The sequence below is a fragment of the Neisseria sp. 27098_8_158 genome (genome assembly GCF_041433145.1).
Taxonomy (GTDB): Bacteria; Pseudomonadota; Gammaproteobacteria; order Burkholderiales; family Neisseriaceae; genus Neisseria; species Neisseria subflava_E.
Window position 1 is genome coordinate 509,733 of sequence record NZ_JAPWAZ010000002.1, and the last position, 15,698, is coordinate 525,430.

At 51.2% G+C, this 15,698-nt stretch carries 12 protein-coding genes and 1 pseudogene; 12 read left to right on the forward strand and 1 reads right to left on the reverse strand.

Going from position 1 to position 15,698, the window contains the following annotated elements:
• The first annotated feature begins 100 nt into the window (after positions 1-100).
• The 12 genes from O3681_RS08135 (at position 101) to O3681_RS08190 (ending at position 15,060) form a co-directional block, all read left to right on the forward strand.
• Positions 101-4,156 carry a phage tail tape measure protein gene (locus O3681_RS08135; RefSeq protein WP_371459694.1) on the forward strand — a complete coding sequence of 1,352 codons (4,056 nt, stop codon included), beginning with the start codon at positions 101-103 and terminating at the stop codon, positions 4,154-4,156.
• Positions 4,157-4,259: 103 nt separating this feature from the next.
• The gene (locus tag O3681_RS08140; protein WP_049335950.1) at positions 4,260-4,670 is read left to right on the forward strand and encodes a hypothetical protein; all 411 of its coding nucleotides are present in this window, start codon (positions 4,260-4,262) and stop codon (positions 4,668-4,670) included.
• Between the two features lie 46 nt (positions 4,671-4,716).
• Entirely contained in the window at positions 4,717-6,552 is a 1,836-nt protein-coding gene (locus tag O3681_RS08145; RefSeq protein ID WP_371459695.1) for a hypothetical protein, read from the forward strand.
• An 8-nt stretch (positions 6,553-6,560) separates the two neighbouring features.
• Positions 6,561-8,246 (forward strand): hypothetical protein, encoded by a 1,686-nt coding sequence (locus O3681_RS08150; RefSeq protein ID WP_371459696.1) that lies wholly within the window; start codon positions 6,561-6,563, stop codon positions 8,244-8,246.
• 108 nt (positions 8,247-8,354) lie between these two features.
• Entirely contained in the window at positions 8,355-8,936 is a 582-nt protein-coding gene (locus O3681_RS08155; protein ID WP_254321183.1) for a J domain-containing protein, read from the forward strand.
• 115 nt (positions 8,937-9,051) lie between these two features.
• On the forward strand, positions 9,052-9,993 hold the full coding sequence (locus O3681_RS08160) for a hypothetical protein (RefSeq protein WP_371459697.1): 942 nt from the start codon (positions 9,052-9,054) through the stop codon (positions 9,991-9,993).
• A gap of 3 nt (positions 9,994-9,996) precedes the next feature.
• Entirely contained in the window at positions 9,997-10,374 is a 378-nt protein-coding gene (locus O3681_RS08165; protein WP_371459698.1) for a hypothetical protein, read from the forward strand.
• A gap of 11 nt (positions 10,375-10,385) precedes the next feature.
• A complete protein-coding gene (locus O3681_RS08170; RefSeq protein ID WP_371459699.1) occupies positions 10,386-12,251 on the forward strand; it encodes a hypothetical protein in 1,866 nt (621 codons plus the stop codon).
• Positions 12,252-12,334: 83 nt separating this feature from the next.
• On the forward strand, positions 12,335-12,565 hold the full coding sequence (locus O3681_RS08175; RefSeq protein ID WP_049323799.1) for a hypothetical protein: 231 nt from the start codon (positions 12,335-12,337) through the stop codon (positions 12,563-12,565).
• A 75-nt stretch (positions 12,566-12,640) separates the two neighbouring features.
• Positions 12,641-13,897, forward strand: a complete 1,257-nt coding sequence (locus tag O3681_RS08180; RefSeq protein WP_371459700.1) for a hypothetical protein — start codon at positions 12,641-12,643, stop codon at positions 13,895-13,897.
• Positions 13,898-14,085: 188 nt separating this feature from the next.
• Positions 14,086-14,199 carry a Com family DNA-binding transcriptional regulator gene (locus O3681_RS08185; RefSeq protein WP_079453713.1) on the forward strand — a complete coding sequence of 38 codons (114 nt, stop codon included), beginning with the start codon at positions 14,086-14,088 and terminating at the stop codon, positions 14,197-14,199.
• Between the two features lie 81 nt (positions 14,200-14,280).
• A complete protein-coding gene (locus O3681_RS08190) occupies positions 14,281-15,060 on the forward strand; it encodes a DNA adenine methylase (protein ID WP_371459701.1) in 780 nt (259 codons plus the stop codon).
• A gap of 126 nt (positions 15,061-15,186) precedes the next feature.
• Here O3681_RS08190 and O3681_RS08195 read toward each other — a convergent pair.
• Positions 15,187-15,609: pseudogene (locus O3681_RS08195) on the reverse strand (queuosine precursor transporter); the annotation flags it as partial.
• Positions 15,610-15,698 lie beyond the last annotated feature (89 nt).

Genomic DNA, 15,698 nt, shown 5'->3' on the forward strand with positions numbered 1-15,698 from the left:
AATAAACAAAGGCCGTCTGAAACTGGCTTCTGCGTGTAGGCGCAGCGGCGGCAGGTTTCAGACGGCCTTTTTTAAACGGGTTTTAAAACAGGATTAAATAATGGCGAATATTCAGGCAGGTTTAGAGATTAAGGCGGGCGTGTCCGGCGTTGAAAACATCGACGCGCTGGCGCAGTCCATCGAGGCGGCGGGCATCGATACGGGCAAGCTGACCACCGAAGCGAAAGAGCTGGGCGCAACGCTGGCGAAGGCTCAAGCGCAACAGGCGGCAATTGCAGAATATAAGGCGTTGTCGGCGGAATTGGACAATACCGCTAAAGAAATGCGTGCACTGGACGAGTTGACCGCGACGTTGGAGAAATCCATGCGCGGCGGTGGTACGCAGCAACAGCAGGCCGATTTGGCGAAACTTCGCGCCGAATCCGAACGCCTGGCAAAAAGCGAAACCGAGCTGACGGGCAAGCTGTATGCCGCCCGCGACGCGATGTCGGTGTCGGGCGTGTCCGTCAAAAATCTTGCCGCCGAAGAGGCGCGCCTGTCGTCCGAATCCGCCGCCGCAACGGCGCAGCTCGACCGCCTGACCGCCGAAGCACAAACCCTAAAGGCGATCGCCGATGCCAAAATCCAGCTCGGCATCGATACCGACGACAAGGCACGGCAGGAAATCCAAAAGACCAAAGACGCCTACGAATTGCTTAAAAACAGCGGCACACTCTCGCATGAAGAATTAGCCCGGGCGGCGCAGTTGCAGGAAAGCAAGGTGCGCGAACTTGAAGCCAGCCTGAAAGGCGTGAAGCCGTCTATTGCCGAGGTTGCTTCGGAGATTCAGGGCTTGGTTGGTGGTGCGGGCGGCTTGGCGTTTGCCACCCGCGAGGCGATGAAGTTTGAAACCGCTATGGCGGGTGTGAAAAAAGTCGCTGACGGTACGGACGAGCAGTACGCTCAACTTTCAGACGAGCTGAAGAAAATGGGCGCGGAATTAGGCATTTCCGCCGCTGAAATGGCCGAGCTTGCCGCAGCGGGTGGACAACTCGGCATTCCGATTGAGAAATTGTCGGAATTTACCGCTATTGCGTCCAAGATGTCGGTTGCCTTTGGGATGAGCGCGGAAGAGGCAGGCAATGCCGCCGCAACGATTGCCAACGTGTTCCAACTCCCAATCGGCGAAGTGGAAAAGCTCGGCGATGCCATCAACGTTTTGGGCAACAATACCGCCGCACGAGAAAAAGACATTGTTGCGGCGATGGCGCGTATCGGCGGTACGGCGAAACAGTTCGGCTTGGTTGCCGACGAAGCCGCCGCGCTTGCCGACGCATTTATAGCATTGGGTAAACCGCCCGAAGTGGCTGCGACCGCCATCAATGCCATGCTGCAAAAACTGCAAACCGCTCAAAGCCAGGGCAAAGACTTTCAGGCGGCCTTGGAAGGTATCGGTACGTCTGCTGATGAGATGGCGGCCAATATCGCCGCCAATCCGCAGCAGGCTTTGACGGACTTCTTGCACAAACTCGAAGGCTTGGATAAACAAAGCCGCGCCCTGACGCTCTCGCAACTCTTCGGTACGGAATATAGCGACGACATCGCGCTTTTGGTTGGCTCGTTGGGCGAATATGAAAAGGCTTTGGGCTTGGTCGCCGACAAGGGACAAGTCGTTGGCGCGATGCAAAAAGAGGTGGCAAACGCCATGTCTACCAGCGAGGCGCAGATTGCCAAAGCCAAGCAGGAAATCATCAATGTTGCCATCGAGGTCGGCGAAAAGTTGCTGCCTTTAGTGTCTCTATTGGCGAGTACGTCCGGCAGTGTGGCAAGTGCAATCGGAGCGATTACCGAAGAGTTCCCTGCCTTGACGCAACTTGCCGCACTGTTCGCAGCAGGCGCAGTTGCCGTCAAGGCTTATGAGGCGGCTGTTCGACTGACCGGTGGTGCGGTATCGGCATCATTTGCGACCCAGCGTGTCGGAATTGAAGCAACCAAAGCATCCATCCTGTCTACCACTGTCGCTGCACGAGAGCTGGGCATTGCGCTCAAATCCGCTGCTGCCGGTAACGGTTTCGGTAATGGCGCGGCGGCTGCGGGAGCATTGGCTCAAAATCTCAAGACGGCGGCGTCCAATGCCGGATTATTGTTTGCTGCTTTCGAGGTTGGTCGTGGTGTGGGCGGCTGGCTACGCGAAAATACGGATTTAGCAAAAATTTTCGGCGATAACCTCGCCCGTATTCCTGCCATTTTGGATAGTCTGTTTACCACCGGCGGTCTCGACAAGTATCACGAGTTTTTCAAAACCGAAGCCCAAATTAAGCGCGAGTTGGAGATAGCGGATAAAAAAGCTCAGGAGGCAGCCGAAAAAGCTGCCGCCGCCAAGAAAAAGGCAGCCGAAGAGGAAGCCGCCGCCATCAAAGCCCTGCAAGCCGAATATCGTGCGTCTGCAACAGAGTTGTCAGCATTAGAACACAGTATGGCGGCATTGCGTGCCGACGGACGAGAAACGAGCGACTTTTACAGTGAGCTGGCAATCAAGCTGGAAAACGTACGCACCAAAACCGCTGAACTGAAAACCGAACTTGACAAGAAAAACGTCAAAATCAGCGCAGATACGGGCGAGCTCGCCGCAGCACAAAAAGCCCTTGAGGCTTTGGGTTTGACGGCGGAAGAAGTAACCACCGGCATGAGCAAAAAGGCGGCGGAAGGTATTGCCAATTTTTCGCGTGTTGCCTCTCAGTTTGGTAATGATGCCGAGCAGATGGGCCGGGTGTTTCAGGCCGCGCTCAAGCAGATGGACAGTAAAGAATCAACCGATGCTCTTTTGGCCGAATTGGAAAAGGTAGGCAAACAATCCGGGCTGACGGCCGAGGAAATTAAGAAAATCGGAGATACGGCAAGGGAGTCGACGGACAAGGTTGCCGACGCCTTCGCCAAAATCGGCGTGGACAGCAAGGCCGTGATGACGGGTATCAGCAGCGACGCGCGGCAGGCATTCGCTGATTTTCAGACAGCCTCGACAGAAGCGGCGGCGGCCGGTCAAAAAGATGCCAAGCTGATACAGGCAGCCTTTGAGGCCATGATGGGCAAACTTAAAAGCAAGGAGGAATTTGCCGAGTTTCAACACCAGCTCAAAGCCAGCGGAGACGCGGCACTGTTGACGCAGGAGCAGCTTGCCCGGTTGGGCGATGCGGCGACGGGTGGTGCGGAAAAAGCAAAAGCCGCTTATCAAGGGCTAAACGATACTGCCGCTAAAACAGGCGAAGCCGCGAAAGCCGCGCATGAAAAAGGCTCGCAAGCAGCGGAAAACCATGCCCAATCGGTCAGAAAAGTGGCGACAGCCAACAAAGAGGCGGCAGCGGAGGCAGACAATGCAGCTAAAGCGGCGGCAAATGCATCTAAATCATTTAGTGATTACGGCTACCGTCTGACGCAAACGGCAGGCTTTTACAAGCTCAATAATGAGCAGCTGGATTTGATGAACCGACAGTTCTCCGGGATTAAGTTGGGCATGGAGGCCACATTCCGCGCTGCTCAGATGAAAGAGTACACGCAACAGATTTACAACGCGAATACCGCGATGCAAAGGCTGACCAATGCTTCTGCTCAAGGCGCAGTGACACAGGATATCTTGAACGATGCGGCCAGCGCGGCATCTCGTGCTGCCGATAAATTGGGGAATACTGAGCTGACAAAATTCCGCAATGCGATATCCGATGCCCAACGCCGGCTGAATGCCCTGCGCCAAGAAGCACATGATGCAACCCGCGCGCTTGAGGCCGAACTTGCCGAGCTTAATGGCAATACGGAGGCGGTTTATTCTTTGCAGCAAGAAAGAAAAATCCGTGAGCTGCAACAAAAACTCGACAATGCCAACCGCCTCAAACAAACCGACGTTGCGCGCGAATATCAGCGTCAAATCGATTTGCAGCAACAGATTTACAACAGGCAGCGCAGCAAGCGCGCCGAATCTGCCGCGCAAGAGCAAGTCCGCAACCAAGGTTCGTATGGTAACAGTAATGCCGCCCAGCGGTTGCAACAAATCGGCAATCCGCAGGTTAATATCGACCCGGAAAAGCTTAACCAAATTTTGGCGCAGCGCGACCAAGCGGTTGCCGAGAAAGCTGTTAACGGTTTTATGAATAGTTTAGAAGCTTCATTAAAGCGCACGACATAATTCAGACGGCCTGCAACCATCTGACTGCAACCATGCCAAGCCCCGATTTTCGGGGCTTTTGTTTTAATAGGGTTTTGAGAAAAATACGCAAAGGCCGTCTGAAATGGCAAATCAAGAATGGACGCTGAAACGGAAAGACAATGGCGTGGCCGTACATCTGCCGCAGGATATGCGCTGGGACGATGAATTTGAATGGAACAAGGTGGCGCAGGCCGCTCCGCAGCGCACCTTGTCGGGCGGATTGGTCATCCAACAAGGCATTAAGGCAAACGGTCGTCCGATTACGCTATCGGGCGATTGGGTGTGGCTTGATTTGAGTATCTTACGTACGTTGCGCGATTGGACGGACGTACCCGAATTGGAGATGACGCTGACGCACTACGACGGCCGCGAATTTAATGTTATTTGGCGCACCCATAACGCGGCTTTGAACAATGTCGAGCCGGTGCATTACTCAACGCCGGAAACGGATAGCGAACGATACACAGCCCAGCTCTGCCTGATGACGTTTTAAGGTCGTCTGAAAACAAATTTAAACAGGATTTAAAAAGGTTTCAAACATGGAAAAAACAACGCGCCTGACGCAGCAGGATTTGCAGATTTACCCCAGCCAGCGCATGACCGATACGCCTGATGGCGGTGGTTTGATGGTCGGTCAGCCGCTGACCGGCGAGGATAACGAGATTTTCCCGCCCGTCTCAGACGTTGACCGTACGATGGGCAGCCTGGACGCGCGTCTGCTGTACCCTGCCGTCCTGCGTAACGACTCCGAGCCGCTTTACGGCGGGCATTTCGTCATTACCGAGCCGCCGACCTCTGAAAACGTGTCTTTCTTGGCGTTTAAAGCGCGCAACTACGGCGAGAGCCGCGCGGATATTATGCCGCGCATTGAGGCGTATTCTGTGCCGACGGTGGAGAGCCGCATGACGTTATTGGGTCGCCATTTGGCAGGCGTTCGCCTTGTGCAGGCGTATCAGCGCGTAGAGGCTCCTTTACCGAAGGTTGGCGAGCGTTATTGCCTGCAATATGAAGACAAAACCGAAGATGTGACGCGCCGTATCACGGAGTATTTCCGCATTATCAACATCGAAGATGAAGTACGAGTTTTTGAGATTCCAAAATCAAACGGTGAGGTCGAGGAAGTGCCGCGCCGTGTAGTCAAAATGGAAATCAGCAATCCGTTAACCCGAGATTTTGACGGTGTCGATTATCCGGTTAAGGGGTATGCCGCTCCTAAAGTTAAGATTTTGGAAACCCAAGTGGCAGATTCTGCGGCTTATTATGGCGTGAAACCTGTATCAGACGGCCTTTCGGCAGGAGATGCCACGCTGACGGTGTCAAGCATCTACGAAAAGCTTGTACCGACCTCGACAGTCGAGACACCTTATGCGGACGAATACCCGGTTCCCGGTGAAGCATGGGTCGCCGCTGCGCCGGAAAAGCAGCTTTTTGCGGGGCGTGTCGATAGTGGAACCTTAACTTTGCCTTCGGCTGTTTTACCCGGCAGTATCAAGATTGGGAACTACACAGACAATGGCTTCGGTCAACTTAAAAGCGGGGACAATATCGTCAATGCCGATTACGCTCATGGGCGTCTGAGTGGTTTGCCGACAGGTTATTACACGGTAACTGCGGTTCCGGGTGCTAAATCGTCATCAGCGCGATATGCTTTTGCGGTAGAAATTAAAGAAACCAACCACGGTACATCATTTGCCCCTCTGCTTAGACCTAATCCTGCTTTGGGTAGTTTAAAAGTGTCTTTTATGGCTTTGGGCGTTTGGTATGTTTTGACCGATACAGGCGACGGCGTGTTACGGGATGAAGCCGGTAAAAGTGTAGGTACGGTATCGTCTGCAACAGGCAGTGTATTGCTTAATCTACCGTCTCTTCCGGATGTTGGCAGCCGCTTAGTGTTCCAATGGGGAGATTCCTCTGGTTTTACGTCTTTTGATGGTGGGAAGACGGGTGGGAATAATCTGCCCAAGGCGGCAAATGGGGAGTGCACTTATTCCCTAGGCCATCCAATTAAGCCGGGAACGCTGGTGCTTACTTGGCAAAATAACGGTAAAAAAAGCGCACGAGATGATGGAGCAGGAAAATTAACGGGCGATGCAACTGGCAGCGTGGATTATTTGAACGGCACGATTAAATTGCCGGCTTATATTGACTCTACTTCAGTTGATTATGTTTGTGATGAGCCTGATCGCATTCAAGTTGGCCTTGCTGATGGTCTTGGCTTGACCGCAGAGGAAAAAGGAGAGGTTTGGAATATCACACTGGGGACAGCGATACCTGATTGGCGCACTGTTTCTTTAACGGCTTTGGGAAGCTTTGAAGAATATACAAGTACAACTGTTTCAAACAGTTATTCTGGTTATGCGGCAGCATTGAGATAGGATAAATAATGGGAATAAAAACTGGTTCAGGCGGTTTTAAAATTGTATTGTCCGCCAACCCTGCGAAAAATGGCGAGTTCACAATCGGCGGTCGAAAAGTCGAGGGTGTAAGTGCTGTAGGCTCGACAATAATTGTACCTAAAACGGTGTTGCAGGTTGCCGGTCAGGAAAGACGGATAGTCGAAGGAAATATTTTGGGTACAAAATATAAGTACCTAGAATTGCTTGAGACCAAAACAATAAACCGTTATGGGAAAATAGTCAGTTGGTATGCAGATTACCTCACTAGTGATCCAGCCTCAATAAAAAAACGTCGTGGCAGCTTGAACGGCGGCTTGTTATTTAATGTTTTGAGCGACTTTGATCAAGGAAGCGTCTGTGTTTTTGATACCTGGTCGTTTCATGACGGCGAGACAGAGATTGTTGAGCGAGGCGGTACGCTTTATAAGAATTGGAATGCAGTACAAGGTTCGGGCGATGCAGTCGGTACGTTGACTACTGACGGTAAAGTCATTATCAATGACCGTAATATTGCCTTCCTGAATCTTAAAATTACAGGCGGTATCGTACGCCAGCCACAGATCAAGGGTTATGGTTATGCAGGCCGCACACCTGCCGCGCCGGTCAAGCCTGAAAGCTTTACCGTTTACGCGGGCAACGGCGAAATTGTCGGCAGAAGCAACGCAGCAGGCGAAATTACTGGCGGCATTACAGGCAAAATCGACTACGAGACAGGCTTCTACGAAATCAAGCGCAATGAGGGTTTTTACCCTGAAGATTTACGCTACAACGCTGTGACCCAAGACAACCTGCCTTTGGATTCATCAATTATCGGCATTGATGCCGTGCGCCTGCCTGCCGATGGACGCGTCCCTGTGTTCCGCAAGGGCGATATGATCGTGATTTCCAACCGCCTAAAGCAGGATTTGGGCAGCGCGTTTACCGCCGCTCAAAAAATAACGCTCAACCGTCAAAATATCGACCGCCTCTGCTTGGTCGACAGCAAGGGCAAACACGTCCTCGCCGAGAAATACACGGCAGACCTCAAAGCGGGCAGTATTACTTTTGCCGAGCCGTTGGACTTGTCGCAATATACCCTGCCGCTGACTGCCATTTGCGCTTGGGAGGAGGAAAACCGTGTGACCGGCGTCGATATTTCAGGCCGTCTGAAACTCCAGTTTGCGATTGGGCGCAATTATCCGAAGGAGAACACATTTGTGTCTTCCGCCCTGATCGGCGGCGATTTGCTGGTGCGCGCTACCGAGCCGTTTTCGCAACAGGCATGGGACAATGTGTGGAGTGACGCGCAACGCGGGGAGCCTATTTTGGCGCGTACCAATGTCAAAGACTACCCGATTAAGTTGGCCAGTAACGGCGCGATTACCGAGCGGTGGCTGATTAAATTCATTACTGCAACCCAATTCGAGCTTTACGGCGAGCGGCTGGGCTTGGTCGCAAAAAGCGATACCCTGACCGATCTTGCGCCGACTAATCCGGCAACCGGCAAGCCGTATTTCACGCTCAAGGCGGCCGCATTCGGCGGCGGCTGGTCGACGCAGAACTGTATCCGCTTCAACACCTACGGCACGCCGTTGCCCGTTTGGATTTTGCGCAGTGTCCAGCCTTCGCCGGACAAGCAAAACGGCCGCGATGGTTTTACCGCGTGTTTGCGCGGCAATACGGTGGCCGAATAAAAGATAAGGCCGTCTGAATAGGACTTTCAGACGGCCTTTATACCGTTTGTTTCTTTTTTATGCCGTTTGTTTTAGAATGCATTATTTAAAATAAATATGGAGAATGAAATGGAAAACTATTACAAACTTCTTGGCATTATGTCATCTGCAACGGAAGAAGAGATTAAACGGGCTTTGAGGCGTGCTGCGGAACGACAGGAGCTGGAATTGGATGAGATAAGATGGTGCCGCGAGTATTTGCTGAATCCGGCGGCAAAAGCGGAATACGATAAAATCCTCCATGCTGAGAATCCCGAACTTGCCAAAGAAGAAAGCGAAAAAGCGAAAGAAAGAGAAAAGCTCAGACAGAAAAATAAAAAAAGCGGAGGGTCTGATTTCTTGAAATTGATCGGTACCGGGATTCTGGTTTCCATCCCGATGCTTTGGTTTACATTCAAAAACGGCGGCACGTCATCCAAGCCGAGCGTATATCAGGCACAATCAGCCTGCGAAAGCGCGGTAACGGGTATTTTAAAATCGCCTGCTTCGGCTGATTTCGGAGGGTGGCAACGACGTGAAAATGCTGATGGGACGTTTGAAATAAGCGGATATGTCGATTCGCAAAACAGTTTCGGGGCTATGTTGCGTGCGCAATTTAGCTGCTCCGTCGATGCAAGCGGAAATCAGGCGAAAATTACTTATTTCCGCTGAAAAACAAAATAGAAACAAGCAAGTGAGTGCAACTATGCCAAGCCCCGATTTTCGGGGCTTTTGTTTTAATAGGGTTTTAAATAAACCATTGATGTAAAAAGAAAGGCTGTCTGAAATGTTTGATACGCAACGTGTGCCGGTAAAGGTTTACCGCTGGGATGATGAGGGTGCGCCGCAGGTTGAGTCGGCGGCAGGCAGCATTAAAACGATTTTAAAAGCCTGCCTGGTTACCGGTTATGGCGAGGGCAATAAGCGCAAGGACGGGCTGGGCTGGGAAATGGCGTTTGAAAAGGCGCAAGAAGCCTGTTTCCGCAGTACGCACCCGAAGGCGACAAAGTGGTGGCTGGGGGTGGATGATGCGAAGTATTTGGCAGGCGGCGACAGATATAGTCGTTATACCGATGTCTGTGGGATTTTAGAGCCGACATCGGCTACGGCAGGCAAGGCGGTTCAATCGGTTTTGAGTAGTAATAGTAGGATTCGGTTTTCTCATCACTATTACTCCGAAGATAACGTCAAATTGAAATGGGTTTTAATAGGTCATGCGCGCGCCTTCGCCCTTGTTTTGTTGAGTCCGGGCAATTTGTCGGCCAGCCCTGTACTTTATTTTGGAGAGTTTCCAAGCCTGGCGGTGGCGGATGAGCATCAAAACCTATTGGGGGTGGGGGCGAACGGATCAGAAAAATATTTTAATTTAAGTTCTTCCTACAGCAGATTTTATTGCGCGGCTATGCGCGATTACAAAGGGGATGCGTCAAATGGTTTTCATTGCGGTTCGAATACGGCTGAATCCTCTACCAGTTATCCAAGTCCCATCAGTGGCGGCTTTACAGCTTCCGACCTGTATCTTTTTGAGGAACTTAATGGCAGTAAATATGCGATTCGCGGCTTAGTTCCGGGTTTGATGCGTACCAACGAAGCGATGCCGAGTAACGCAGTTATCCCGCAAGGTACTGTTTACGATAATTTAGACAATTCCGGCGATGCATGGATGTATGTCAAAGTTTTTAGTAATCATTCCGGCCTGCTGATCAACCTCACGGCCTGGGAGCTGTAAGCCATGCCGAATTATGTTTTCCGCAGCCGTCTTGCCGTTAAACGCGGCAAGCTGCGCGGCAAGGTCGTCAACCGGATTGCGCGAAGCCGTGCTGTCAAGTCGCCGCATTGGAAATACGGCGGCCACGGCTATATCGCCGGCGAAGGTACGGGCATTGTTACGGTGGGCGGTCAGCCGGCTTCGCGCCGTATTTATCTGTTTGCACGCCCTACAATGGAATGTATTGCGGATTGTTGGAGCAAAGAAGACGGCAGCTACCGCTTTGACCGGCTCAAGGAAGACGAGGAGTATTTGATGGTGGCGACGGATTATAAAAAACAATACGAGCCTGTTTCTTATGATTTTATTAAGCCTTATGTCGAGCGTGACGGCGGCGGTTGAGGCCGTCTGAAATGTCCGAAGACAAAATTTATGCTGATTCGGCGCGTATCCCTTTGCCTTTCGGTTTGGCGATTGGCTCCCGTCCGCCGTCCAGGTTCTTACCGTTGGCTTTCAGACGGCCTTTACGCCATATTGAGGACGGCGGTGAGATTGTTCCCGATACGCCGCTTAAGCCTAATCCGTACCGCCCTCCGGATGGTTATGCGACTGTTTCGGGGGCGTGGGGCTTTGTTCAGCAGGCGGTGTCAACGCAGGCAGTGTGCGCGGCCGGTCGTTATGATTTGGGCGACATGGCTGCCCAAGTGTCGGGGATAACGGCGGAAGCTGTCGGGGAGGCGGTTTGTTTTCAGACGGCCTTTTCGGATATGCCTGAGTTGGAAAGCTGCCTGCATGAAACGGTCGGCTTGTCTGACGGGGTTACCGGGTGTATGCAGGCGGTGCAGGCCGGAATGGATGGTCTGGACGGCTGTCTGCATGATGCTTTCCCCGATGATTTGTTCCTAAGCGGCTGTAATGCGGACCGATCGTCGGCAGGTCTTGGCGAGGCTTTGGCTGCGTGTTCGGGGAGTGTGTTTTCCGATGACGCGCCGGTTGGCGATTGTTTGGTATCGGAGGTGCGCGAGGCGGCGGTATTGGCACGCTGTGCGCATCCGCAAAGCCTGCCTGCTTTAGCTGTACCTTGCGAGTATTATGAGATTCCGGTTGAGCCGGAGCCTGTGCCTGAGACTTATGTTTGCGGTATCCGCCCACCTTCAAACCGGCTGCACCTGCGGTTTTACCGCAAAAAGATTGCACACGATGCGCGCCATATTCCGCTGCCGTTTGCTTGTTTTGATACGGTAAGCACTCCTGTTTTAGACGGATATATCATGCAAAATATTATTAAAGCTACGGTCGACGGCCAGCCGATCGGGCTGTTTTCTGCATCCTTTACGACGGACACTGCCGGTTATTGCTGGCAAGGCAGTTTGACTGTTTCTCCCGATGATTTCGCCAAGATTAATCCTGATGCCCGCCCGAAAGGCCGGGAAGCCGAAATCGAGGTGCAAATCAATGCGGATACTTTTGTCATCATCGCGGAAGATTACAGCGACAACCGCCGCTTCGGGCAAAAGAGCTATACGGTAACCGGCCGCAGTGTTACCGCCCGTTTGGGCGCGGACTATGCGCCTAAAGGCCGTGGTACATACCGCAATCCGATTTATGCGCAACAAATCGCAACGGAGGTTTTACGCCCGACAGGTGTGGATTTGGACGGCTGGACGATGGTTGATTGGTTGATTCCGGGAGATGTGTATTCGTTGACCGATAAAACGCCGATTGCTGTTTTACAGGAGCTGGCTCAAGCCGCAGGGGGATTTGTGGAGAGCGACCGCGCCCGACCTGTTGTCCGCTTTAAGCCCAAATGGAAAAAGGCTTCTTGGGAGGTTTCCGATGCGCCTGCCGATGTCAGTGTCCCTGTCAGCGTGATTTTCAGCATCAGCGGCCAGCGCAATGTATCGGAGCGTGCCAATGGGGTTTATGTTTGGCCGAGCCATAACAAGGGCAAAGGCGCGGATGTGTACCGCAACGGCAGCAACCGCGAGCCGCGTGCCTCCGCGCTGACCAATACGCTTTATACCGACCAGCCGGTCTTGCTTGCCGCCGGTATCGCCGCTTTAAGCGAGACTGGCGTTCATAAGCGCGAAACGGTGTCTTTGCCGGTATCGGATAAATACGCCATTCCTATGGCGAATTTAGGCGAGATTTGGCAAATCAATGAGCCTACGGGGAGCTGGCAAGGCGTGGTGGTTGGTGTGTCGGTCGAAGTCAAAATCGAAAACGATGCGCCTGTCGTGACTCAAAATTTAACGATAGACCGCTATTTTGACGAATGATTAAAGCTGGTTTAAAGATGCTTTAAAGGCCGTCTGAAAGCCATGTTCAGACGGCATTTTATCTTTTTGTTGAGGATAACAAAATGACTAATCTGTATCAAAACCTGACGGCACTGCTCAAGCGCGAACAGCGCGGCATTGCCAAAATAACGGGCGATTTGGGCGGCGGCTCATGGGCGGCGCAAACGCAAAGCGGCGGCAATCTTGTTTTAAGCGGGCAAGCCGCTTTAAATCAGCGTGTGTTTTATGATGTCTTGAGCAACCGTATCCTTGGTCAGGCTCCCGATACTACTGTTTTAGAGTTGGGTGTATAAGGATAAGTGCAGGACAGCCAGGCGTTGCTTTCGTATAACGTCTTAAAATAATTATTATTATTTTGAGGAGGTTTTATGCGAACTGAAGTGTTGGGTGTCGGTATCGGTGACATTTTAAAGTTTGAAGCCACTGCCTTGACGCGTGTGAAGGTAAAAGTACCGGATGGTACGCGTGCCGGCGATTGGGTCAATTTCTCTTTGCGTGATAATAAATTAGTCGCGTTAACCGATGAGCAAGACGGCTACGCTCTTGTTCAGCCGCACAATTGTATTATTGATCTGCGTTATTGCGCCAAGCCTGAAAATATTGCTGATACCTTGCAGCAAGGCGACCGATTCGGCATTCAATATATTGGCGCACCGGTCGAGCATGGACGTCATACCGTTATGCCGTCGGGCCCTGTGGTTCCGCCTAAAGAAGCGGAACGCCCGGTAGCTCCTCCTTCCCCTCCTTCTGCATTGAAACGTAGCCTCAATTTCTTCGGGGACTCTACCAATGCGCGTATCGGCGGTCAGGCCGTGAGTGTTGCCGCCGCTGAAAATCTGCCGGTTGTAAACAACGCACAGGGGGGCAGCCTGGCTGCGTATGCCTTGATGTCGATGGACGGCAGTCCGGTGGAAGTTACTTTTAAAGTTGATACTATTCCGGCAAAAGCGAATGGCGTGATGGTTGATGGCGAGTTGGTTTACGGCGAAGGCGTTACGCCTTTCAGTATGCACTCTACCGTCGTTATTATTGGCGATGACATTGAGGCGGTCATGACCGGCCAAACCGCCAATATTAAAGTTATTCCGCGCGATAGCCAGGCTCATAGCGTTGTTCCGGGTAAAAAATATCCGGTACGACTGAAAAACAGCGGCGGTGTCGATGGCATTTGTGTGTTGGCAACGGCCAAGAATGATATTAACGGCGCAAATATCGGCAACTGGCAGACGGTCTTAGAACGAATCAAAAGCTATGTTGAAAAATGTATTCAACAAGTTCAGCCGAAAGAGTCTCCCCGTTATATTGTCCTGACTGTATGGGCTGATAATAAGCCGGGTTGGGCCAAAGAAAACCACCCATACCGACATCAGCTCAAGGATCAATTTAATAATTGGCTCAAGTCTAAATATGGCAATAATGTCTTTGATATTGAGCAATATATTTTATCTGACCAGATTTGGACGGATAGCGGCCTCACGCCGAATGAGGCGGATAAAAAAGCGCAAACAGACGGCGTAATGCCGTTGTCCCTCTCGCAGGACGGCGGTGCTCATCTGCTTCCGGCGGTTGAGGCTAAAGTCGCCGAACGTATCATCGCAAAAGCCAAAGAGTTGCGCTACTTGTAGGCAAATATAAATAAAAGGCCGTCTGAATAAGGCGGCCTTCGGGAGGATTTTAAATATAAGTGGGACGGCGACGTAACAGTGCGGCAACACTGTTACGCCAGCCAAGCAGAGTATGCCTGCATTGACTTCTAAGGCCGCCTTAGTCTCTAGAGACCGAGGCATTCTATCTGATACAGGAGTGGATGCAAATGCAAATCTATCGTGAATTACGCTGTAAGTTTTGTGGGAAATTGCTGGCAAAAGGCAGCGGCTGTGTACAAATAAAGTGCGCTCGTTGTAAAAACATCAATTCTTTCAGCTAATTAATAAATCAAAAGAATGCCTTTGAGCGTCATATTAAATCTGATTTAGAGCATCGCGAATGCCATAATTTAGGAGTATATATGATGCAAAAAATGCAACAGACATTACCTATTATCCCCTGGATGGGTGGCAAACGTCGTTTAGCAAAACATCTTTTGCCCATGTTCCCCGAGCATTCTTGCTATGTCGAGTTGTTTTCTGGTGGCGCAGCATTGTTCTTTATGCGCCCAACGCCTGCTAAAGTAGAGGTACTCAACGACATCAACGGACAGCTCATCAATCTCTATCGTGTGGTACAACATCATTTCGACGAGTTCGTCCGTCAGTTCGAGTGGACGCTGACCAGCCGCGAGACATTCTCCTGCCTGCAAAACACGCCGCCCGAATGCATGACAGATATTCAACGTGCCGCTCGCTTCTTCTACCTTCAACACAACGCCTTCGGCGGCAAAACCGTCCATCAGCATTTTGGGACAGCTACCACGTCAAAAGCGTGGGATGCGTCTCAGATTGAGGTTAAATTAAAGGCTGCTAAAGACCGTTTAAAAGGTGTTTATATAGAGAATGAATCGTGGGATCGTTGCTTCAAGCGATATGACCGTGATCACACCTTCTTCTATGCAGACCCACCATATTGGCAGACCGCAGGCTATGACCAATCATTTGGCTGGGAGCAGTATGAATTACTGGCCAAGGTAATGGCAGAGAGTAAGGGTAAGGTCATGCTATCCATTAATGACCACCCTGATATCAGGGAATTGTTTAAAGATTTCCGTATCACTCAACTTGAATTGGCTTATACGGTCGGAAGAAATAAAACTGGTAAAACCAGTGGAGAATTGGTCGTATGTAATTGGTAAAATAAAAAGCGACGGTATCGTCGCTTTTGTTTTCATTTCTGAATTGCAATTTATTTGGCACAGCCGATATTTTTAAAAGTGTCAAAATTTCCGCGAAACTATGACAAATCCGCCACGACCTTACACAATCCACCATGATTTCAGACGGCGTAATCTGTTGAACACGAAAATATCGAGGATTTGCCCGAGCGCATAGGCGGAAAAGCTGGCAAATGCGATACGGCCGACGAAGGTGTTAAATTCGGCTAAAGATACCCAGCCTGTCCAGTTGCCGTCATGAAAGAGGACGGAGAAGACGTAAGAGAGCAGCAGGGCCGGGAGCATAACCCAAAAAATAATCCGTCTCGCCAACGGCGCGCCAAAAATGCGTACAGTCAGGTCGGTAGCGAGGAAGATAAAGGGAAAGGAAAATGCGCCCCAAGTGGTAAAGATACCGAAAATTTGAAAGGGGAACTGCACCAGATAGTTGCTGGCGGCAATAATAAAAATATGGAAAAGCACCAGCCAGAAGAGCGCTTTCTTCTGCTGTGCAGCGGTAAATTCGTACATGGAAATCTTTCGGAAGTTTTTCAGACGGCATGAAGCCTTGCAAGACTGTGCAATAGAGAAAGTCTTGCAATGAAAAGTGCGTTAGACCG